The 19,495-nt window shown below is 64.7% G+C and carries 22 protein-coding genes and 1 pseudogene; 12 read left to right on the top strand and 11 right to left on the bottom strand.

The window, feature by feature from the left end; translation table 11 throughout:
* Positions 1-73: 73 nt before the first annotated feature.
* Positions 74-1,360, top strand: a pseudogene (locus V0R62_RS26815) (HAMP domain-containing protein); the annotation flags it as partial.
* Positions 1,361-1,372: 12 nt separating this feature from the next.
* On the top strand, positions 1,373-2,215 hold the full coding sequence (locus V0R62_RS26810) for a methyl-accepting chemotaxis protein (protein WP_371263119.1): 843 nt from the start codon (positions 1,373-1,375) through the stop codon (positions 2,213-2,215).
* A 141-nt stretch (positions 2,216-2,356) separates the two neighbouring features.
* Here the strand turns inward: V0R62_RS26810 and V0R62_RS11550 are convergent, their stop codons facing one another.
* The 3 genes from V0R62_RS11550 to V0R62_RS11540 are packed head-to-tail and all read right to left on the bottom strand — an operon-like array spanning position 2,357 to position 3,435.
* The gene (locus tag V0R62_RS11550) at positions 2,357-2,977 is read right to left on the bottom strand and encodes an SOS response-associated peptidase (RefSeq protein WP_330103810.1); all 621 of its coding nucleotides are present in this window, start codon (positions 2,975-2,977) and stop codon (positions 2,357-2,359) included.
* Positions 2,978-2,992: 15 nt separating this feature from the next.
* Entirely contained in the window at positions 2,993-3,253 is a 261-nt protein-coding gene (locus tag V0R62_RS11545) for a putative signal transducing protein (protein WP_330103809.1), read from the bottom strand.
* Positions 3,253-3,435: a CPXCG motif-containing cysteine-rich protein gene (locus V0R62_RS11540; protein ID WP_010225771.1), complete on the bottom strand. Its 183-nt coding sequence runs from the start codon at positions 3,433-3,435 to the stop codon at positions 3,253-3,255. Before V0R62_RS11540 ends, V0R62_RS11545 begins: the two co-directional genes overlap by 1 nt.
* Before the next feature lie 125 nt (positions 3,436-3,560).
* On the opposite strand from V0R62_RS11540, the gene V0R62_RS11535 reads away from it, so the two are divergent.
* On the top strand, positions 3,561-4,727 hold the full coding sequence (locus V0R62_RS11535) for a 1-acyl-sn-glycerol-3-phosphate acyltransferase (protein ID WP_330103808.1): 1,167 nt from the start codon (positions 3,561-3,563) through the stop codon (positions 4,725-4,727).
* A gap of 117 nt (positions 4,728-4,844) precedes the next feature.
* Here the strand turns inward: V0R62_RS11535 and V0R62_RS11530 are convergent, their stop codons facing one another.
* Positions 4,845-5,105 (bottom strand): hypothetical protein, encoded by a 261-nt coding sequence (locus V0R62_RS11530; RefSeq protein ID WP_330103807.1) that lies wholly within the window; start codon positions 5,103-5,105, stop codon positions 4,845-4,847.
* Between the two features lie 158 nt (positions 5,106-5,263).
* Between V0R62_RS11530 and V0R62_RS11525 the strand changes: the two genes are divergently transcribed.
* Positions 5,264-5,470: a hypothetical protein gene (locus V0R62_RS11525; protein WP_050703748.1), complete on the top strand. Its 207-nt coding sequence runs from the start codon at positions 5,264-5,266 to the stop codon at positions 5,468-5,470.
* Positions 5,471-5,550: 80 nt separating this feature from the next.
* On the opposite strand, the gene V0R62_RS11520 is transcribed toward V0R62_RS11525, so the two are convergent.
* Positions 5,551-6,135: a YajG family lipoprotein gene (locus tag V0R62_RS11520; protein ID WP_011532230.1), complete on the bottom strand. Its 585-nt coding sequence runs from the start codon at positions 6,133-6,135 to the stop codon at positions 5,551-5,553.
* A 195-nt stretch (positions 6,136-6,330) separates the two neighbouring features.
* Here V0R62_RS11520 and V0R62_RS11515 point away from each other — a divergent pair, with 195 nt between their 5' ends.
* Entirely contained in the window at positions 6,331-6,564 is a 234-nt protein-coding gene (locus V0R62_RS11515; protein ID WP_330103806.1) for a hypothetical protein, read from the top strand.
* A 605-nt stretch (positions 6,565-7,169) separates the two neighbouring features.
* The gene (gene mqo / locus V0R62_RS11510; RefSeq protein ID WP_330103805.1) at positions 7,170-8,675 is read left to right on the top strand and encodes a malate dehydrogenase (quinone); all 1,506 of its coding nucleotides are present in this window, start codon (positions 7,170-7,172) and stop codon (positions 8,673-8,675) included.
* Positions 8,676-8,895: 220 nt separating this feature from the next.
* Here mqo and V0R62_RS11505 read toward each other — a convergent pair whose 3' ends face one another.
* The 4 genes from V0R62_RS11505 to V0R62_RS11490 form a co-directional block, all read right to left on the bottom strand.
* Positions 8,896-9,186 carry a PA4642 family protein gene (locus tag V0R62_RS11505; RefSeq protein WP_102685300.1) on the bottom strand — a complete coding sequence of 97 codons (291 nt, stop codon included), beginning with the start codon at positions 9,184-9,186 and terminating at the stop codon, positions 8,896-8,898.
* 70 nt (positions 9,187-9,256) lie between these two features.
* Complete coding sequence (locus V0R62_RS11500; protein ID WP_330103804.1) at positions 9,257-9,727, bottom strand: hypothetical protein; 471 nt, start codon at positions 9,725-9,727, stop codon at positions 9,257-9,259.
* 99 nt (positions 9,728-9,826) lie between these two features.
* The gene (locus tag V0R62_RS11495; RefSeq protein WP_330103803.1) at positions 9,827-10,300 is read right to left on the bottom strand and encodes a WbuC family cupin fold metalloprotein; all 474 of its coding nucleotides are present in this window, start codon (positions 10,298-10,300) and stop codon (positions 9,827-9,829) included.
* Between the two features lie 2 nt (positions 10,301-10,302).
* Positions 10,303-10,860, bottom strand: coding sequence for a hypoxanthine-guanine phosphoribosyltransferase (locus V0R62_RS11490; protein ID WP_280082648.1), 558 nt, complete (start codon positions 10,858-10,860; stop codon positions 10,303-10,305).
* Positions 10,861-11,025: 165 nt separating this feature from the next.
* Here V0R62_RS11490 and upp point away from each other — a divergent pair, with 165 nt between their 5' ends.
* Together upp and V0R62_RS11480 are read left to right on the top strand one after the other, a co-directional pair.
* Positions 11,026-11,664: a uracil phosphoribosyltransferase gene (upp, locus tag V0R62_RS11485; RefSeq protein WP_028691132.1), complete on the top strand. Its 639-nt coding sequence runs from the start codon at positions 11,026-11,028 to the stop codon at positions 11,662-11,664.
* 2 nt (positions 11,665-11,666) lie between these two features.
* Positions 11,667-12,941 (top strand): uracil-xanthine permease family protein, encoded by a 1,275-nt coding sequence (locus V0R62_RS11480; protein ID WP_050703741.1) that lies wholly within the window; start codon positions 11,667-11,669, stop codon positions 12,939-12,941.
* Positions 12,942-13,001: 60 nt separating this feature from the next.
* Here V0R62_RS11480 and hemH read toward each other — a convergent pair whose 3' ends face one another.
* On the bottom strand, positions 13,002-14,015 hold the full coding sequence (hemH, locus tag V0R62_RS11475) for a ferrochelatase (RefSeq protein WP_330103802.1): 1,014 nt from the start codon (positions 14,013-14,015) through the stop codon (positions 13,002-13,004).
* A 13-nt stretch (positions 14,016-14,028) separates the two neighbouring features.
* Positions 14,029-14,934, bottom strand: coding sequence for a TIGR01777 family oxidoreductase (locus tag V0R62_RS11470; RefSeq protein WP_330103801.1), 906 nt, complete (start codon positions 14,932-14,934; stop codon positions 14,029-14,031).
* Positions 14,935-15,120: 186 nt separating this feature from the next.
* On the opposite strand from V0R62_RS11470, the gene V0R62_RS11465 reads away from it, so the two are divergent.
* From V0R62_RS11465 to phrB, 4 genes are all read left to right on the top strand, one after another.
* Positions 15,121-16,107 carry an NAD(P)/FAD-dependent oxidoreductase gene (locus V0R62_RS11465; RefSeq protein WP_050703738.1) on the top strand — a complete coding sequence of 329 codons (987 nt, stop codon included), beginning with the start codon at positions 15,121-15,123 and terminating at the stop codon, positions 16,105-16,107.
* A 106-nt stretch (positions 16,108-16,213) separates the two neighbouring features.
* Positions 16,214-17,182 (top strand): DUF523 and DUF1722 domain-containing protein, encoded by a 969-nt coding sequence (locus tag V0R62_RS11460; protein ID WP_330103800.1) that lies wholly within the window; start codon positions 16,214-16,216, stop codon positions 17,180-17,182.
* Positions 17,172-18,047 (top strand): MerR family transcriptional regulator, encoded by an 876-nt coding sequence (locus V0R62_RS11455; RefSeq protein WP_330103799.1) that lies wholly within the window; start codon positions 17,172-17,174, stop codon positions 18,045-18,047. Before V0R62_RS11460 ends, V0R62_RS11455 begins: the two co-directional genes overlap by 11 nt.
* Positions 18,048-18,057: 10 nt before the next feature.
* Positions 18,058-19,494: a deoxyribodipyrimidine photo-lyase gene (gene phrB / locus V0R62_RS11450; RefSeq protein ID WP_330103798.1), complete on the top strand. Its 1,437-nt coding sequence runs from the start codon at positions 18,058-18,060 to the stop codon at positions 19,492-19,494.
* The last annotated feature ends 1 nt before the right edge of the window (position 19,495 follow it).

Raw genomic sequence — 19,495 nt, 5'->3', positions numbered from 1 at the left:
CAAGCCCCTCATGCTTTGGTATTAGCCCGCCGATAACATTCGGTAACGACCTCCTTGCGCGCGGAGCTTTGCCATGAAGTTCAAGTCGATCCAGTTTTCCGTGGCCGCCCTGGCCGGTGCCATCGTGCTGAGCATTGTCGCGGCCCTGGTGCTGTACGCCGTGTATTCCGGGCAGCGGACCCAGACGCTGGTGCAACAGCGCACGCAACAGCAGTTCGAGACCGTCATCGAACAGCGTCTCTCGGCCCTGGCCCGCACCCAGGTCAGCGAGATCCAGCGCGGCCTGGAAGCGCCCCTGGCAATCGCCCGCGGCCTGGCCACCGGCAACGCCATGCTCGGCATGCAGGGCGCCGACGGCCAGCCACTGATGCGCGTCGATCGCGAACACCTGATCAACCAGCTCAAGCGCACCGTGGAGGTCAATCCGAGCGTACTGGGTGCCTACCTGGGCTGGGAGCCGAACGCCCTCGACCATGCCGATGGCCGCTACGTCGGCAGCCACCTGGTGGGCATCGACAGCGCCAGCGGGCGCTTCCTGCCCTGGTGGTTCCGCAATGGTGACGGCAGCCTCGGCCAGGACAAGCTGGCCGACGTCGACGACCGCACGGTGCTCGCCACCGGCGTGCGCGCCAGTGAGTACTACCTGTGCCCCAAGGAGTCGAAGAAGGCCTGCGTGATCGATCCCGCGCCTTACAAAGTGGGCGACAAGATGGTCATGCTCGCCTCGTTCGTCGAACCGATCATGATCGACGGCCAGTTCCAGGGCATGGCCGGTGCCGACCTGTCGGTGAACTTCATCCAGGACCTGCTCAATGCCGCCGACCGCCAGCTCTACGACGGCGCCGGCGAGCTGGCGCTGGTCTCCAGCAACGGCCGCCTGGTGGCCTACACCCGCGATCCATCGAAGTTCGGCGAGAAAGCCGCCGATGTGCTGGACAGCGACGAAGCCAACACCCTCAAGAACCTGAGTGGCGAGGCGCTGCACTATGAAGTGGATGCCGCCAAGGACCGCATCGAGCTGTACCTGCCGTTCAAGATCGCCGGCACCGATGCACGCTGGACCCTGCTGCTGGAACTGCCGCTGAGCACGGTCATGGCCGACGTCAACCGCCTGCAGCAGGACCTGGCCGAACAGCGCCGCACCGATATCGCCGGCATGACCGTGGTCGGCCTGGGCATCGCCGCCCTCGGCTTGCTGGTGATCTGGCTGCTGGCCCTGGGCATCGCCCGCCCGCTCAAGCAGATGGTGAGCATGCTCGACGACATCGCCCAGGGCGAAGGCGACCTGACCCGACGCCTGCAGAGCGACCGGGCCGACGAGCTGGGCGCCATCGCCAAGGGCTTCAACACCTTCCTGGCCAAGTTGCAGGCGATGATCAGCCAAGTGGTCAGTTCGGTGCAGAAAGTCAGCGACTCGTCGGAACACACCGCCGACATCGCCATCCGCACCAACCAGGGCGTGCACAAGCAGATGGCCGAGATCGACCAGGTGGCCACCGCCGTGCATGAAATGACCGCCACTGCCCAAGATGTGGCGCGCAATGCCACGCAAGCGGCTCAGGCCGCCAGTGAAGCCGACCGTGCCGCCAACCAGGGCCTGGACATTGTCCGCGACACGTCGCACTCGATCAGCGAGCTGGCCGCCGAGATCGGTCGCGCCGTGACCGTGGTCCAGGACCTGGCCCGCGACAGCGAGAACATCAACGCCATCCTGGTGACCATCCGCGCCATCGCCGAGCAGACCAACCTGCTGGCGCTCAACGCCGCCATCGAAGCCGCTCGTGCCGGCGAGCAGGGCCGCGGTTTCGCAGTGGTCGCCGATGAGGTGCGCAACCTGGCGCAGAAGACCCAGCAGGCCACCCAGGAAATCCAGCAGATGATCCAGCAGCTGCAGTTGGGCACCCGCGAAGTGGTCAAGGTGATGGAAGACAGCCAGGGCAAGACCGACATCAGCGTGCAACAGGCCAGCCGCGCGGCCGAGTCGCTGGCGAGCATCACCCAGGCGGTATCGGTGATCAACGACATGAACACGCAGATCGCCAGCGCCGCCGAGGAGCAGAGCGCGGTGGCCGAGGACATCAACCGCAACGTGATCAACATCGGCCAGGTGGCCGGCGAGGTGGCCGGCGGCGCCGACGAGTCGAGTCAGGCCAGCGCCGAGCTGACCAAGCTGGCCGAGCAGCAGCGGCGGTTGATCAATCAGTTCAGGGTGTAGGCCTGCACGCGCACCCCTGTAGGAGCGGCCTTGTGCCGCGAAAGGGCCGCAAAGCGGCCCCGGCGATCTTTGCGTCAACGCTGAAACCCTGGGGCCGCTTCGCGGCACAAGGCCGCTCCTACAGGGAGTAGCGCACGCCACCTAGGCGGGCGTCAGGCACTCCGGCCCATTGAGCTTCGGATCGTTGACGAAGTTCGCCAGCGCCCGCTCACGCAGTGCCGTCGGCGGCTTGGCCAGCAACTCGTGCAATCTGGCCATCGGTGTTTCAGGATCCAGCCACAGCGCCTGCTCGGCCTCGTCGAGGATCAGCGGTCGACGCTGGTTCATCGCCGCTTGCGTCACCACCGCGCAACTCAGCCATTGCTGCTCCTGCACCGGGTAGACCTCCCACAGCGCGGCGAAGAACAGCGACGCGCCCTCCCCCGGCGTTACCCAGTACGGGCGCTTGCGCGCCGTGCCGCGCCACTCGTAGAAGCCGTTGGCCGGCATCAGGCAGCGCCGCTGGCGCAAGGGCTCGCGGAACATCGGCTGCTCCGCGAGGGTCTCGGCACGGGCCTGGGCCGGGGTGCGGGACAGGTCGGTGAGCCAGGCCGGGGTCAGCCCCCAGCGCGCACCGGCCAGCTGCAGCTGGCCGTCGAGCTGGCGCTGGATCAGCACCGTGGCACCGGGCGAGATGTTCCATTGGGCCTGCTGGCCCGGAGGGAAGCCCGGCAGGCCGGCGAAGCTCTGGGACCAGCGAAACAGGGCGTAGCGTCCACACATGGGCGAAATCAAAACCTAGCAGATCAGGGTTCCGGGATAACTCTCCGGTTCGTCGCCGGCAAGCGGCTGGGCGGCATTGTACGCATCGATCAGGCACCGTGCGTACCCGGCCTGTTCATCCGGCACCGCCAGGCCCAGCAACCCGTGCATCGGCAACTCGCCCACGGCGCCCATCAGGTCGCGCCCGACCAGATGCACCTCGATGCCCTCGCTGGCCAGCATGCCCACCAGCATCTGCGCCTCCAGCAGGCTTTCCGGTTCATAGATCCGTTGCATCAATCGTTCTCGCCGTAGACATCGAGCATCCACTCCTCGCCATGCACCTGCAGCACGAAGCGGATAGGTTTGCAGCACACCTGGCAGTCCTCGATGTACTCCTGATCGCCGCCGGACAGGTCCACCGTGGTTTCGACTTCTTCGCCACAATAGGGGCAATCGTAGATCGCAGTTTCCAGCATCGCGGCCTCCGGAGTGACTTGTGCGTATAATTGCCGGTCTGTTTACAGGGCCAGTGTGCGTCCGAGCCGTTTTTCGGAGCCCGCCCCTACCTAATTACCCTAGCCGTTTCCAACAAGAGAGCATGATGGGCGAATTCGATGCCATCCGACCGTACGACGACGCTGAGGTCCCTGCCGTTCTGGCACGCCTGCTCAGCGACCCGGCATTCCTCGATATCCTCACCCACTTCCGCTTCCCGCGCGCGGCGGGCGCCTTCGGCTGGCTGCTCAAACCGCTGATCGCCCGGCGCCTGCGCAAGGAATTCGCCGGCGTGAGCTGCGTGTCCACGCTGCAGGACAAGGTCGAGTACTACGTCGACCGCACCATCGACCGCGCCACCGACGGCGTTACCTATACCGGCGTCGAACAGCTCAAGTCGGGTACCGCCTACCTGTTCCTGGCCAACCACCGCGACATCGTCATGGACCCGGCCTTCGTCAACTACGCGGTGTACCACGCCGGCCTGCCGACGCCGCGCATCGCCATCGGCGACAACCTGCTGCAAAAGCCGTTCGTCAGCGACATGATGCGCCTGAACAAGAGCTTCATCGTCCATCGCTCGATCAGCGGCCGCCGCGAGAAGCTGGCCGCCTACCAATTGCTCTCGGCCTACATCAATCACTCGATCCGCAACGATTGCGTGTCGATCTGGATCGCCCAGGCCGAAGGCCGCGCCAAGGACGGTGACGACCGTACCGATTCGGCGATCCTCAAGATGTTCCACATGAGCCGCAAGGACGAGCCGTTCGGCGCGGTGGTCCAGAGCCTGAACCTGACCCCGGTGTCGATCAGCTACGAGTACGACCCCTGCGACCAGGCCAAGGCCCGCGAGCTGTATATCCGCGCCACCACCGGCAGCTACACCAAGGCGCCGGGCGAGGACGACAACAGCATCGCCCAGGGCATCACCGGCTACAAAGGGCGTGTGCACATCAACTTCGCGCCACCGGTGACCGACTACCACGAGGACACCAAGCAATTGGCCCTGGCCATCGATCGGCAGATCCTCGGCGGCTACCGGCTGTTCCCGGTGCACTACCTGGCCTATGCGATGTGGGCGGAGAAGGACGCGGCGCTCGAGGTGCCCAGCGCGGAGAAACTGTTCCCGGCCGACGAGCTGGCCAAGGCGAAGGAAGAGTGGCAGCGCCGCCTGGACGCCTGCCCCGCCGAGCATCAGCCGTACCTGGTGCAGCAGTATGCGACGCCGGTGCGTAACCAGTATCAGGTCAAGCGTCAACCGGCATCGGCCTGACAACGCACCTGTAGGAGCGGGCTTGTCCCGCGAAGGCGGCAGATCAAGCAATGATGTGATCTGATATGACGCCTTCGCGGGACAAGCCCGCTCCTACACAGAGCAAGTATCAGCTGTTCAGATCCAGGTACTGAACCAGGACAGCAGCAAGGCCATCGCCAGGCAGCACAAGCCCAGGATGTAGTAATAGCGCGGCACCCGCTGTTCGAGCCCGTCCACCACGCCTTCATCCATCGCCAAGCGTTCCCGGCTCAGCGCCTCGCGACGCCGGGCGCTGTGCAGCAGCAGCCCGCCAGGGCAGGTAATGAGCAGGGCCAGCAGGTTGATCAGCTTGGCCGGATGGGCGGCCAGGAAGCCCCAGAGCACTTGCAACGACATTGCGCGACCTCGGTATCACGTGCGGCAAAGCCCGGCATTCTACCCAAGCCCGGGGGCGGCGCCGCCACTTTGCGACCAGCTGTCATTTAATTTCATCTGTCACACGCTCGTCATCAAGGCAGGCCACCCTGTCGGCCTCTACCGAACCGGAGCTTGTCATGCTGCACGCCGAAAACCAGGACCGCCTCTACCTTGTCGCCCAGAGCGACGAGCAGCAGGCGCTGATCGATGGCTTCGCGATCAATGTCCAGGACCGCCAGTGGCTGGTGTATTGCGCGCTGGGCGGGCACGCCCACCAGGACCTGCCGGAAGTCGACCCGCACACCGGGATCAGCCTGCTGGACTTCAATGTGCAGGCCGCCTGAGCCGCGAATACGTCCGCGCAGACAATAAAAAACCCGCCGCCTGGCTGACCAGGCGGCGGGTTTTCTTCATCGCAAAAGCCTTACTCGCCCAGCACCTGACCGACGGTCGGGTCCTTGAACAGGCGGGTCAGGGCATCGCTGAGCACATCGCTCACCAGCTTGGTGTTGGTTTCCTGGTTCGGCGCCATGCCGAAGCGCTGGTCCAGCGAGGCACCGTAGCGGCCGCTGTAGCGGCGGTTGGCGTTGGACACGTCGGCACGGAAGGTGGCGCCGATGGTCGCCTCGGTCACGTACATCTTGTCCTTGGGCGACTGGTACTTGAGCTCGGCCAGGGTCACGGTCAGCTGCGGCGCGTTGTAGGCGTTGGGCGTCGGGGTGAAGCCGAGCAGGCGCACCGCCGCCTCGGCCTGGGCCTGCAGCTTGGGCACGACATCGTTGCCATTGACGGTGATGGTGCTGGTCTCGGGGTACATGCCACCGCGGGTGCCGAGCGATTGCGAGGCGCGCCCGTCGACGACCTTGACCACTACCGGCTGACCGTGGCCGACCGGGGCCAGTTGCTGGGTAAGCTTGGGTTGCGGGCTGAGTTGCTGCGGGCTGTGGGCACAACCGGCCAGGCTCAGGCTGGCCACCGCGAACAAACCGACCAACAGACGTTGCAACATGCGCGTTTCTCCAGAAAAAGCGGCAAAGGCCCACAGTATACCTAGCGGCAAGCTTCCAGCGGCAAGCTGCAAGCAAAAGCACCTACCCTTTTCCTTGTAGCTTGCCGCTTACAGCTAGCAACTGCCCTTCTGTCACAATCGTTTCATGCCCCCCGGCTATTCTGGCGCCAGCCCTCACACACAGGACTGACCACCATGGCCTCGCTCTGGACCCTGCTCTTCCACCGCCCGCGCCACGCCACCTACGCCCGCCTCGACAGCGACGGCATCTGCCTCGGTTTCAAGCACTGCACCACGCCACCGGGCAACGGCGGCTGGGTGCAGGTGAACGAAGCGCAACTGGCCTGGCTCGGCCGCCCGCTGCCGGCCAGCGCCCGGATTTGCGCCCGTGCAACGCAGCGTTGGCAGCAACGCACCCTATCCGCCTGACAAACGCTGCAATAAAAACCCAACAAGTACGCCCTTTCCGCCCGCGACATCGTTATAATCTCCCCCCGATTATAAGGACGTCTCCTGATCGGGCCCCGCATTCGCCGCTTGACCCCGGCACCCTCGACGCTTCGCCCACAGAGAGCCTTCCACTCAGGTCTTGCATTGGCTGTCGTGCCTGCTGTTCCCGGCCTTCTGCTTCGCATGAACCTGCGGGTTGCCATCGCGCAGTCCACTTTTGAGGTTCACGACTCCAAAAGAGCGTGAAAAAACGGTTTTTCACAACTTCACGAGAGTGTGGCGAGCAAATGAACAGTCTGGCATGTGCAAGAGCGGCAGATGTGTCCCGAACAGCCCTGAACAGACGGCATGAGCGCTCATCCCCGATGAGCCTCTGAGGCCGGTCCATAACGCACGACGGAGCACTTGACCATAAGTCGAATTGCCGCACCCGTGGCAAAGGGCGTTCAATAGCCGAACACCCAAGACTGATTGGCGGTGTCCGCGGAAGTTGCAAGAACTGCGAAGAGTCGGACATGGCGATCCTGGCCACCCCAGGGATCCTATGCTGTCAATTAGGTGCTGTAGATTGTGGAGACGCGTTAATGGCGCAGAACGAATCGGTTGATGTGGTACTGGTAGGCGCGGGCATCATGAGTGCCACCCTGGCCGTACTGCTCAAGGAGCTCGACCCGACCCTGAAGCTTGAGGTCGTCGAGGCGATGGACTCCGGGGCCGCGGAGAGTTCCAACCCCTGGAACAACGCCGGTACCGGCCATGCCGGCCTGTGCGAGCTGAATTACACCCCGCAGGCTGCCGATGGCAGCATCGACATCAAGAAGGCCGTGCACATCAACACCCAGTTCGAGGTTTCGCGCCAGTTCTGGGCCTACCTGAGCAAAAAGGGCAACTTCGGCTCGCCACGTGCTTTCATCAACCCGGTTCCGCACCTGAGCTACGTCGAGGGTGACAAGGGTATCGACTTCCTCAAGAAGCGTTTCGAGCTGCTCAAGCAGCACCACGCCTTCTCGGAGATGGAATACACCGAAGACAAGGCCGTGATGAATGACTGGATGCCGCTGATGATGCCGGGCCGCCCGGCGGACCAACGCATCGCCGCGACCCGCGTGGCCAAAGGCACCGACGTCAACTTCGGCGCCCTGACCAACAAGCTGCTCAAGCTGCTGGGCAACAGCCCGGACACCCAGGTCAAGTACAGCAAGAAGGTCGTCGGCCTGCGCCGCAACGGCAGCGGCTGGACAGTGAGCATCAAGGACGTCAACAGCGGCGGCAGCCGTGAAGTCGACGCCCGCTTCGTCTTCCTCGGCGCCGGCGGTGCCGCACTGCCCCTGCTGCAGGCCTCCGGTATCCCGGAAAGCAAAGGCTTCGGCGGCTTCCCGGTCAGCGGTCAGTGGCTGCGTTGCGACAACCCGGAAATCGTCAAGCAGCACCAGGCCAAGGTCTACAGCCAGGCCGCGGTTGGCGCCCCGCCCATGTCGGTACCGCACCTGGATACCCGCGTAGTCGATGGCAGCACCTCGCTGCTGTTCGGCCCGTACGCCGGCTTCACCACCAAGTTCCTCAAGCACGGCTCGCTCATGGACCTGCCGCTGTCGGTGCGCATGGGCAACATTGGCCCGATGCTGGCGGTGGCCCGCGACAACATGGACCTGACCAAGTACCTGGTCAGCGAAGTGATGCAGTCGATGGAACAGCGCCTGGAATCGCTGCGCCGCTTCTACCCCGAGGCCAAAGCCGAGGACTGGCGCCTGGAAGTGGCCGGCCAGCGCGTGCAGATCATCAAGAAGGACCCGAAGAAAGGCGGCATCCTGCAGTTCGGCACCGAGCTGGTCTCGGCCCAGGACGGCAGCCTGGCCGCGCTGCTCGGCGCCTCCCCAGGCGCCTCGGTGACCGTGTCGATCATGCTCGAGCTGATCGAGCGCTGCTTCCCCGAGCAGGCCAAGGGTGCCTGGGCCGCCAAGCTCAAGGAGATCTTCCCGGCCCGCGAGAAGGTCCTGGCCAGCGATGCCGCCCTGTACCACAAGATCAGCGCCGACAACGACAAGGCGCTGGAACTGGTGGAAAGCAGCCCGGCCAAGCATTACGCCTGATCCGGCTGAAACCAAAAAACGCCCCTCGGGGCGTTTTTTTGTGCCTGCCTCACCAGACTGACCTCCCTCTTGTAGGAGCGGCCTTGTGTCGCGAAAGGGCCGCAAAGCGGCCCCGGCAATGTTACAGGAATGCTGAAATCTGGGGCCGCTTCGCGCCCCTTTCCGGCCGGTCCGACGCCTCGGCAAGGCCGCTCCTACAGGAGAAGCCGAACGCGCGAAATCAACCCCGGGCGTTATCGATGATCTCGATGTACTCCGGCGCATTGCGCTGGTCGGCGATCGCCTCGACGAAGGTCTTGCCGTGTTCGTCCTTGCCATCGAGGTCATAGCCGGCCGCGACGAAGAAGCCCACATAGCGCTCGAAATCATCGACCCGCAGGCCGCGGTAGCCCTTGATCAGCTTGTGATGGGACGGCGAGGTCAGGCCATCGGCCGGCTCGAACTGCAGGAACGTCTTGATGTACTCGTCGCTGATCTCGTCACCAATCACTTGTTTCTTGTCTTTACGCATCGCCGACTCCAACTGGACCATCACGGACATTTTCGAAGGCCGGCAGTTTACCCCCCGAAACCTGCGGCCCTCAACGCGTACGTACGGTACCGGTGTGCAGGTCGGCCCAGACGTGACCGTTGGCGTAGGTGAGGAACTGCACGTACAGGGTTTCGTTGCGCAAAAGGTCCATGATCACCCGATAATCGGCCATCGGATAGTTGAGGGTCAGGGTGCGGGTCTTTTCGTCGTAGACCGGTTTCTTCAGGCTCTTGCCACCTTCGCCGTCGAAGTTGAGCAGCACCTGGGCAATAGTCGACCCCTTGCTCAACGGCTTGCCCTTCAGGCGCATCTGCAAGGAGGAGGTGATCGGAATCGGTTGCTGGTCGGACTGGCGCTGGGTGCCCACCACCACGGTGTAATCGGTGACCTGCAGCAATTGCTGGCTGGCCGGTGCTTCCTGGCGCAGGGAGAGGTCGTCGGGCGGGAGGAACTGGCTGTGCAGCGGGGCGGCCGAGAGTGGCAGGCTCACCGCCAGCAGGAGGGGGACGATCGCACGCATGTGGGGCTCCTTGGCATGAGCAGGCACTCTACGCACAGGCCCTGTCGCGGGGCAAGCCGCAGCGGCGAACCGCCGCTCCCTCGATGAGGGGGCGCAGGCTCAATCGAACTGCGCGCGCATCCAGGCATGATACTCGGCAACCCCCGCCTCACCTTCACGCGGCGCCCAGTGAGCATGTTCTCCCTCGCCCACCGGCCGGTATGGGCCGGCCTTGCACTCGAACATCACGCTGTCCGCCTCGAGCACCACCAGGCCGTGGTAAGTGCCAGGCGCCAGGTCGACACCCAGGCACTCGCCGCCCGCCAACAGGACACGCTTGTCGATCACCTCACCCTGATCGTCGAAAATCAACAACCCCAGGCGCCCCTTGAGCACGATCAAAACCTCGGCCTTGTCATCACTCAGGTGCCGGTGCGGCGGAATGTAGGTGTGCGGCTGCAACCCCACCGCCATGCGGTGGCAGGGCTCTTCCATCTGGTGGAAGTTGTGGTGCTGGCGCCCACGCGGGCTTTCGCTGGCCTTCTGCGCCAGCCCGTCGAACAACGACTGATCGAGGAACGCGGGCTGGCGCATGATCACAGCCCCTTGACCGCGAAGATGCCGTTGGCGTTGCGCCAGTAGCCCTTGTAGTCCATGCCGTAGCCGAAGATGTAGCGGTCGACGCACGGCAGGCCGGTGTAGGTGGCCTTCAGGTCCGGGCTGGCCTTGCGGTCGTGGTCCTTGTCGATCAGCACGGCGGTGTGCACCGCGCGGGCACCGGCGTGCTTGCAGAACTCGATGATGGCGCTGAGGGTGTGGCCCTCGTCGAGGATGTCATCGACGATCAGCACATCGCGGTCGATGAACGACACTTCCGGCTTGGCCTTCCAGAACAGCTCGCCGCCACTGGTGGTGTTGCGGTAGCGGGTAGCGTGCAGGTACGAGGCTTCCAGCGGGAACTGCAGGTGGGTCAGCAGCTTGCCGGAGAAGATCAGGCCACCGTTCATCACGCAGAAGACCACCGGGTTCTTGTCGTGCAGGTCCTGGCAGATCTGTTTGCCGACCTCGGCGATGGCGGCCTCGACCTCGGCTTCGTTGTACAGGCAATCAGCCTCGTGCATCACTTGACGGATATGCTCGAGATCGGCGGACATGGCGCTCTCCAGGGGGTGCGTTTTGGAAAAGCGGGCAAAGGTACGCATCCGCTCGTCCCAGATCAAGCCTTTATGGACTAACGTGCACAATGACTGCACGACATCAAGGACTGAATAGATTAATCTAGCGCGGTTTTTTTGCCCGCCTCCCGGAGCCCTCCCCCTATGCCTACTCGTGAGATCCGCCATCCGCTGATCCGCCACAAGCTCGGCCTGATGCGCCGTGCCGATATCAGCACCAAGAATTTTCGCGAACTCGCCCAGGAAGTCGGTGCACTGCTGACCTATGAAGCCACCCAGGACCTGCCGCTCGAAACCTACGAGATCGACGGCTGGTGCGGCAAGGTGCAAGTCGAGAAAATCGCCGGCAAGAAGATCACCGTCGTGCCGATCCTGCGCGCCGGCATCGGCATGCTCGACGGCGTGCTCAGCCTGGTCCCCGGGGCCAAGGTGAGTGCCGTGGGCGTTGCCCGCAACGAGGAAACCCTCGAGGCCCACACCTACCTCGAGAAACTCGCGCCGGACATCAACCAGCGCCTGGCCCTGATCATCGACCCGATGCTGGCCACCGGCGGCTCGATGGTCGCCACCATCGACCTGCTGAAAAAGGCCGGCTGCAAGGAAATCCGCGCGATGGTCCTGGTCGCGGCGCCCGAAGGCATCGCCGTGGTGGAGAAAGCCCACCCGGACGTGCAGATCTACACCGCCTCGATCGACCAGCGCCTGAACGAACACGGCTACATCGTCCCAGGCCTGGGTGATGCCGGCGACAAGATCTTCGGCACCAAGCAGAAGGACGCCTGATCATGCAGGACGGCTTCAACGACCCGCTCTGGCGCCAGGTCGTCTCGGGCGCGCAGATGCTCTTCGTGGCATTCGGCGCGCTGGTGCTGATGCCGCTGATCACCGGCCTCGATCCGAACGTGGCGCTGTTCACCGCCGGCATCGGCACCCTGCTGTTCCAGCTGGTCACGGGCCGTCAGGTCCCGGTATTCCTGGCCTCGAGCTTCGCCTTCATCACCCCGATCATCCTCGCCAAGGGCCAGTTCGGCCTGGCCGAGACCATGGGCGGCGTGATGGCCGCAGGCTTCGTGTACACCTTCATGGGCCTGATGGTGAAGATCAAGGGCACCGGTTTCATCGACCGCATGCTGCCGCCGGTGGTGATCGGCCCGGTGATCATCTCCATCGGCCTGGCCATGGCGCCGATCGCCGCCAACATGGCGATGGGCAAGGGCGGTGACGGTGCTGCGCTGATGCCGTACAAGACCGCCATGCTGATCTCCATGCCGGCACTGCTGACCACGCTGATCGTCGCCGTGTTCGGCAAGGGCATCTTCCGCCTGGTGCCGATCATTGCCGGCGTGCTGGTGGGCTTCGCCCTGTCGTTCGCCTTTGGCGTGGTCGACACCGCCAAGATCGCCGCGGCCCCTTGGCTGGAACTGCCGAACTTCACCGCGCCGGCCTTCAACTGGCAGGCCATCCTGTTCATCGTGCCGGTGGCCCTGGCCCCGGCGATCGAACACATCGGCGGGGTGATCGCGGTGGGCAGCGTGACCGGCCGCGACTACCTGAAAAAGCCCGGCCTGCACCGCACGCTGCTGGGTGACGGCCTGGCCACCACCGCCGCCGGCCTGTTCGGCGGCCCGCCCAACACCACCTATGCCGAAGTGACCGGCGCGGTGATGCTGACCAAGAACTACAACCCGAAGATCATGACCTGGGCGGCGATATTCGCCATCACCCTGGCCTTCATCGGCAAGTTCGGCGCGCTGCTGCAGAGCATTCCGGTACCGGTGATGGGCGGTATTCTCTGCCTGCTGTTCGGCTCGATCGCGGCGGTGGGCATGAACACCATGATCCGCCACAAGATCGACCTGGCCGAGGCGCGCAACCTGGTGATCGTTTCGGTAACCCTGGTGTTCGGCATCGGCGGCGTGCTGATCGGCAGCGGCGACGGCCCGGACGACTGGGGCCTGAAGGGCATCGCCCTGTGCGCCGTGGTGGCCATTGCCCTGAACCTGATCCTGCCGGGCAACGATGGCTGGAAGAACAAGAAGCTGGATGATCAGTTGCCTTGAGTCTTTCTTGAAATCCTGGGGCCGCCTTGCGGCCCCTCGATTCAAAGCCAGGCGAGTCTCTCAAGCCTTCTCGCACATCCCCGCCAACACCCTCACCCACTCCGGGTGATCATTCAGGCACGGCACCAGCACCAGCTCCTTCCCGCCCGCCTCGATGAACTGCTCCTTGCCCCGATCGCCGATCTCCTCCAGCGTCTCGATGCAATCGGCGACAAACGCCGGGCACATCACCAGCAGCTTCTTCACCCCCGCCTTGCCCAGCTCATCCAGGCGCGTCTCGGTGTAGGGCTCGATCCATTTGGCCCGGCCCAGGCGCGACTGGAACGACACCGACCACTTGCCGTCCGGGATGCCCATCTTCTCGGCGAATGCCCTGGCCGTTGCCAGGCACTGGCCGCGATAGCACACCGCACGCATCTCGGCGCTGGCGTCCTTGCAACAGTCGGCGGCCTGGAAGTCATGCCGGCCGGTGGGGTCGAGCTTCTTCAGGTGTCGCTCGGGCAAACCATGGAAGCTCAGCAGCAGATGATCGTAATCCTGCTCCAGATACGGGCGGGCGCTGGCCACCAATGCATCGATGTACTCAGGGTGATCGTAGAACGGCTGCAGAATGCGGGTCTGCAAGGGCAGCTTGCGCTCGGCGATGGTCTGCTTCGCCAACTCCACCACGGTGGTCACGGTGCTGTCGGCGAACTGTGGATAAAGCGGTGCCAGCGTCACCTTGCGCACCCCTTGCGCGGCCAGGCGCTCCAGAACCTCCGGCAGCGCCGGTTGTCCGTAGCGCATGGCGATCTCCACCGGCCCATGGGGCCAATGGGCCGTCATCGCCTGCTGCAGACGACGGGTCAGCACCACCAGCGGCGAGCCCTCGTCCCACCAGATCGAGGCGTAGGCATGGGCCGACTGCTCGGGGCGCTTGATCAGGATCAGCGACACCAGCAACCGCCGCACCGGCCAGGGCAGATCGATCACGTACGGGTCCATGAGGAACTGGTTGAGATAACGGCGCACGTCGGCCACCGAGGTGGAGGCCGGCGAACCCAGGTTGACCAGCAGCAGGGCGTGATCGGTCATGCAGCGTCCTATGTCAGAGGCGGCTGGACAGGTTGTCCAGGGCCGATTGCAGATCGTTGAAACGGAACGTGAAGCCCGCCGCCAGCAAGCGCACCGGACGGGCGCGCTGGCCACCGAGCAGCAGCGTCGAAAGCTCGCCGAGCCCGGCCTTGAGCAACAGCGCTGGCATCGGCATGAACGCCGGGCGATGCAGGGTGTGGCCCAGGCGCTTGGCGAACTCGCGGTTGCGCACCGGCTCCGGCGCGCAGGCATTATAGGGACCGCTGGCTTCGTTGTGCCGCAAGAGAAAATCAATCAGGGCGATTTGGTCTTCGATATGCACCCAGGGCATCCACTGCCGACCATCGCCCAACGGCCCGCCCAGGCCCAGCTTGTATGGCAGGCGCAGGCGCGACAAAAAACCGCCATCGGCGGCCAGCACCAGGCCGGTGCGCACCAGCACCACGCGAATTCCCAGGGCCTCGGCACGCTGGGCGGTTTCTTCCCAGGCGATGCACAGCTGGCTGGCGAAGTCCTCCTTCACCGGCTGCGAAGCCTCGGTGAGCTCACGCTCGCCACCGTCGCCGTACCAGCCCACCGCAGAGCCGGAAATCAGCACTTGCGGGCGGCGCTCGCGGCGCTCCAGCCAGGCCAGCAACTGCTCGGTGAGGGTCACCCGACTGGCCCAGAGCAGATTGCGCCGCGCCGCGGTCCAGGGCCGGTCGGCGATCGGCGCACCGGCCAGGTTGACCACCGCGTCGACCTCGTCGTCATCAGCAATGTCCTCCAGTCGGGCCACGCCCCGCACGCCGGTACCGCAGATTTTCGCCACCTGTTCGGGGCGGCGGCTCCAGACTGTCAGGCGATGCCCTTGCTGGCGCCACACCTGGCAGAGGTGTTGGCCGATCAGGCCGGTACCGCCGGTCAGCAATATATGCATGGCTGTGTCCTCACACTGGGCGGCCGTGGTCTATTTTTAAGATCAAGGCACTTTTTTGACCGAACGCTCTCGGATAAACATAGGCCAACCTGCCTATCGAGCGGAATAACCTTATACAAACATTGTGCATTGTACAGGTTTGCCTGGCAGCGTAGGCTGCGTATAGCTAGGTTCGAAGAGGCCATCATGACAGTACCTATTGCCATCATCGGTGCCGGAATCGCCGGCCTGTCCGCCGCCCAGGCCCTGCAGAAGGCCGGGCAGACCGTCCACCTGTTCGACAAGGGCCACGGCAGCGGCGGACGCATGGCCAGCAAGCGCAGCGATGCCGGCGCCCTGGACCTCGGCGCCCAGTACTTCACCGCCCGCGACCGGCGCTTCGTCGAGCAGGTTCAGCACTGGGTGGCCAACGGCTGGGCCGCGCAGTGGAAGCCACAGCTGTACAACTACCGCGATGGCGAACTGACCCCCTCCCCCGACGAACAGACCCGCTGGGTCGGCGTACCGCGCATGAGCGCCATCACCCGCGGCCTGCTCAAGGATGTCACGGTGAACTTCGGCTGTCGCATCACCGAGGTATTCCGCGGCAAGCAGTACTGGCACCTGCAGGATACCGAAGGCTGCAGCCATGGGCCGTTCAGCCAGGTGGTGATCGCCGTGCCGGCGCCCCAGGCCACTCCGTTGCTGGCCGCCGCGCCCAAGCTCGCGGCGGTTGCCGCCGGGGTGCAAATGGAGCCGACCTGGGCCATTGCCCTGGGCTTCCAGGCACCGCTGGAAACCCCCATGCAGGGCTGCTTCGTGCAGGACAACCCGCTCGACTGGCTGGCCCGCAACCGCAGCAAGCCGGGCCGCGACGAACACCTCGACACCTGGGTGCTGCATGCCACCTCCAGCTGGAGCAAACAGCACATCGACCTGCCCAAGGAAGAAGTGATCGAACAGCTGTGGGGAGAATTCGCCGAACTGGTCGGCTGCGTCGTCCCCGCACCGACCTTTGCCCTCGCCCACCGTTGGCTGTACGCCCGCCCTGCCGTCAATCACGAGTGGGGCACGCTGGCCGATGCCGACCTGGGCCTGTACGCCTGCGGCGACTGGTGCCTGTCTGGCCGGGTCGAAGGGGCCTGGCTCAGCGGCCAGGAAGCTGCCCGACGCCTGCTGGAGCATCTGGAATAATCGACGGCAAACTTATACAAAAAAATATTCTTGTATAAGTTTTCATCTGTGCTGGAATAGACTTGTACAAACCGTGCAGCCTGTACAAGTCATTCCGGAGACCGCGATGAACGCTTCCCCGCCCAGTGGCAAGCCACGCCTGGCCATCAGCGCCTGCCTGACCGGCCGCAATGTGCGCTACAACGCCGGCCACAAAGCCTCCAGCCTGTGCCTCGAGCTGCTCGGCAAGCATTTCGACTGGGTCCCCCTGTGCCCCGAGGTCGCCATCGGCCTGGGCACGCCCCGCGAACCCATCCGCCTGGTGGGCGACCCCGAGCATCCGGCCGTCACCGGCACACGCAACAGCGCCACCGATTTCGCCGGCCCGCTGCGAGCCTATGGTGCCCAGATGGCCGACGAACTCGACGATATCTGCGGCTACATCTTCATGCAGAAGTCACCGTCCTGCGGCCTCGAACGGGTCAAGGTCTACCAGGAGGACGGCCATCCGGCCCACCAAGGTGGCCGAGGCGCCTACGCCGCGGCATTCTGCGAGCGGCGCCCGGACCTGCCGGTCGAGGAGGAAGGCCGCCTGCACGATCCGGTGCTGCGGGAAAATTTCATCGCCCGCGTCTACGCCTACGCCGACTGGCGGCAACTGCTGCGCCAGGGCCTGAGCCGCGGCGCGCTGATCCGCTTCCATGCCCGCTACAAGTACCTGTTGATGGCGCACAATCCCCAGGCATACCGCAGCCTTGGCCGCCTGCTCGGCAGCATGAGCCGCGACGACGACCCGACGCAACTCGGCCCGCGCTACTTCAGCCAGCTGATGCAGGCCCTGCGCCGCTGCGCCAGCCGCGGCACCCACGGCAACGTGCTGCAGCACCTGAGCGGCTACCTGCGCAACGACCTGGGCCAGGCGGACAAAGCCGAGTTGCAGCAGGTCATCGGCCAGTACCAGAAAGGCGTGGTGCCTCTGGTGGTGCCCCTGACCCTGCTCAAGCACCACCTGCGCCGCCATCCCGATCCCTACCTGCTGCAACAGGCCTACCTGCAACCCCATCCGGAAGACCTCGGACTGCGCAATGCCATCTGACCCATTGCTGCCCATCGGTGAAGTGGCCCGCCTGACCGGCGTCAACCCGGTCACCCTGCGCGCCTGGGAACGCCGCTACGGCCTGATCAAGCCGCAGCGCACGCCCAAGGGCCATCGCCTTTATCCACAGGACCAGGTACAGCGGGTCCAGGCCGTTCTGCGTTGGCTGGAGCGTGGCGCCGCGGTGAGCCAGGTGCGCGAACTGCTGGACAATGCCGCGCACGCCACGGCGCCGATCCAGGGCGAATGGGGCGAACGCATCGAACAGCTGATCGCGGCCATCGCCCGCCTTGCCCAACGCCCGCTGGACCAGTTGATCAACCAGGTCATGGCTCTCTACCCCGCCGTGACCGTCTGCGAACGCCTGCTGCTGCCGCTGCTCGAAGCCCTCGTCCAACGCTGGCAAACGCATTTCGACGCTCGCCTGGAACAGGTGTTCTTTCAGGGCTGGCTGCGCAGCAAGCTGGGGGCGCGGGTCTACCACGACAGCCATTCGCTCGGCGGCCCCTGTGTGCTGCTCGCCCGCTCCGACGATTCCCCCTTCGATGCCGAGTTCTGGCTCTGTGCCTGGCTGCTGAGCAGCAACGGCTACCCACTGGAAATCCTCGAGTGGTCGGTCGAGCCCCGCCAACTGCGCCTGGCCGTGGAACAGCTGCAGCCACGAGCACTGCTGCTGCACCTCGGCCGTCGCCCCGACCTGGCCGCGCTCGGCCGCGCACTGCAGGACGTCAACACACTGAAACTCCTGGGTGGTAGCACAGTCACTCTCCATGAGACGGAGTTGCACGCACTGGCGCTGCCTGACCTGCACCTGTTCGACAGCCCGCAAACCGCCTTGCGCTGCCTTCAGCAAACCCGACCTTGAGCCTGCCCCCATGCAACTGATCTGGCTGCGCAGTGACCTGCGCATCGACGACAACACCGCCCTCACAGCCGCCTGCCAACGCGGCCCGGCCGTGGCCCTCTGGATCGCCAGCCCCGGCCAGTGGCAAGCCCACGACGATGCGCCATGCAAGGTCGACTTCTGGCTGCGCAACCTGCGACTGTTGCAACAGTCGCTGGTGGCATTGAACATTCCGCTGCTGATTCGCACCACCGACACCTGGGCCGACGTCCCTGAATGCATGCTCGAGGTCTGCCGCCAACACCGCATCGAGGCCGTGCACTGGAACGACGAATACGGCATCAACGAGGCCCGGCGGGACCAAGCAACTCGCGAATCACTGCAACAAGCCGGGATCACCGCCACCAGCCATCTCGACCAGCTGCTATTCAGGCCCGGTAGCGTACTGACCCGCACCGGCCAGTACTTTCAAGTATTCAGCCAGTTCAAGCGGGTCTGCCTGGAGCATCTGCACCGCAGCCTCCCGCCGCTGGCTCAACAGGTACAGGCCCAGCAGGCCCTCGGGATCCGCAGCGACGCCGTCCCCCAGCAGGTCGAAGGCTTCGCGCTCCCTTGCGAAACCCTGCGCCAACACTGGCCGGCAGGCGAGGATGAAGGTAAGCGGCGGCTGCAGCGCTTCGTCGACGAAACCATCGACGACTACGCACAACTGCGCGACCTGCCTGCCATGGCCGGTACCAGCCAGCTCTCTCCCTACCTCGCCGCCGGCGTGGTCTCGCCGCGCCAGTGCCTGCATGCGGCACTGGCCAGCAACCGCGGCGAGTTCGACAGTGGCAGCGTCGGCGTGCAGACCTGGGTCAACGAGCTGCTGTGGCGCGAGTTCTACAAGCACACGCTGGTGGGCTATCCCCGGGTCTCCCGGCACCGCGCCTTCCGCCTGCATACAGAAGCATTGCCCTGGCGCGACGCGCCCGCCGACCTGCAGGCCTGGAAGGAGGGCCGCACCGGATTCCCTCTCATCGATGCCGCCATGCGCCAACTGCTGCACACCGGCTGGATGCATAACCGCCTGCGCATGATCGTCGCCATGTTCCTCAGCAAGAACCTGCTGATCGACTGGCGGCACGGCGAACGGCATTTCATGCGTCACCTGATAGACGGTGACCTGGCCGCCAACAACGGTGGCTGGCAATGGAGCGCTTCGACCGGTACCGATGCGGTGCCCTATTTTCGGATCTTCAATCCCATCACTCAGTCGCAGCGCTTCGATCCGAATGGGGTGTTCATCCGCCAGTGGTTGCCGGAACTGGAGGGAAAAGACGATAAATCGATTCACTACCCGGTGAAATCCGCCGACCTATTTGCTACTAATAATTACTCGGGCCCGATAGTCGATCTCGATAGTAGTCGCCAACGCGCATTGGAAGCCTTCAAAAGCTTGACCAGCTGGCAGGATCAGGGGGCATAGA

It is taken from the genome of Pseudomonas carassii (assembly GCF_036324045.1).
In the GTDB taxonomy this organism is placed as follows: Bacteria; Pseudomonadota; Gammaproteobacteria; order Pseudomonadales; family Pseudomonadaceae; genus Aquipseudomonas; species Aquipseudomonas peradeniyensis.
This window is presented reverse-complemented; position numbering and strand designations above follow the sequence as displayed.

Bases quoted from the DNA above. Each gene is read 5' to 3' on its own strand.
- V0R62_RS11480 (WP_050703741.1), top strand. From the start codon at position 11,667: ATGCAGGACGGCTTCAACGACCCGCTCTGGCGCCAGGTCGTCTCGGGC.
- mqo (WP_330103805.1), top strand. From the start codon at position 7,170: ATGGCGCAGAACGAATCGGTTGATGTGGTACTGGTAGGCGCGGGCATC.
- V0R62_RS11515 (WP_330103806.1), top strand. From the start codon at position 6,331: ATGGCCTCGCTCTGGACCCTGCTCTTCCACCGCCCGCGCCACGCCACC.
- hemH (WP_330103802.1), bottom strand. From the start codon at position 14,015: ATGACCGATCACGCCCTGCTGCTGGTCAACCTGGGTTCGCCGGCCTCC.
- V0R62_RS11460 (WP_330103800.1), top strand. From the start codon at position 16,214: ATGAACGCTTCCCCGCCCAGTGGCAAGCCACGCCTGGCCATCAGCGCC.
- upp (WP_028691132.1), top strand. From the start codon at position 11,026: ATGCCTACTCGTGAGATCCGCCATCCGCTGATCCGCCACAAGCTCGGC.
- V0R62_RS11535 (WP_330103808.1), top strand. From the start codon at position 3,561: ATGGGCGAATTCGATGCCATCCGACCGTACGACGACGCTGAGGTCCCT.
- V0R62_RS11505 (WP_102685300.1), bottom strand. From the start codon at position 9,186: ATGCGTAAAGACAAGAAACAAGTGATTGGTGACGAGATCAGCGACGAG.
- V0R62_RS11500 (WP_330103804.1), bottom strand. From the start codon at position 9,727: ATGCGTGCGATCGTCCCCCTCCTGCTGGCGGTGAGCCTGCCACTCTCG.
- V0R62_RS11525 (WP_050703748.1), top strand. From the start codon at position 5,264: ATGCTGCACGCCGAAAACCAGGACCGCCTCTACCTTGTCGCCCAGAGC.
- V0R62_RS11465 (WP_050703738.1), top strand. From the start codon at position 15,121: ATGACAGTACCTATTGCCATCATCGGTGCCGGAATCGCCGGCCTGTCC.
- V0R62_RS11520 (WP_011532230.1), bottom strand. From the start codon at position 6,135: ATGTTGCAACGTCTGTTGGTCGGTTTGTTCGCGGTGGCCAGCCTGAGC.
- V0R62_RS26810 (WP_371263119.1), top strand. From the start codon at position 1,373: ATGATCAGCCAAGTGGTCAGTTCGGTGCAGAAAGTCAGCGACTCGTCG.
- V0R62_RS11495 (WP_330103803.1), bottom strand. From the start codon at position 10,300: ATGCGCCAGCCCGCGTTCCTCGATCAGTCGTTGTTCGACGGGCTGGCG.
- V0R62_RS11470 (WP_330103801.1), bottom strand. From the start codon at position 14,934: ATGCATATATTGCTGACCGGCGGTACCGGCCTGATCGGCCAACACCTC.
- V0R62_RS11545 (WP_330103809.1), bottom strand. From the start codon at position 3,253: ATGCAACGGATCTATGAACCGGAAAGCCTGCTGGAGGCGCAGATGCTG.
- V0R62_RS11540 (WP_010225771.1), bottom strand. From the start codon at position 3,435: ATGCTGGAAACTGCGATCTACGATTGCCCCTATTGTGGCGAAGAAGTC.
- V0R62_RS11550 (WP_330103810.1), bottom strand. From the start codon at position 2,977: ATGTGTGGACGCTACGCCCTGTTTCGCTGGTCCCAGAGCTTCGCCGGC.
- V0R62_RS11455 (WP_330103799.1), top strand. From the start codon at position 17,172: ATGCCATCTGACCCATTGCTGCCCATCGGTGAAGTGGCCCGCCTGACC.
- V0R62_RS11530 (WP_330103807.1), bottom strand. From the start codon at position 5,105: ATGTCGTTGCAAGTGCTCTGGGGCTTCCTGGCCGCCCATCCGGCCAAG.
- phrB (WP_330103798.1), top strand. From the start codon at position 18,058: ATGCAACTGATCTGGCTGCGCAGTGACCTGCGCATCGACGACAACACC.
- V0R62_RS11490 (WP_280082648.1), bottom strand. From the start codon at position 10,860: ATGTCCGCCGATCTCGAGCATATCCGTCAAGTGATGCACGAGGCTGAT.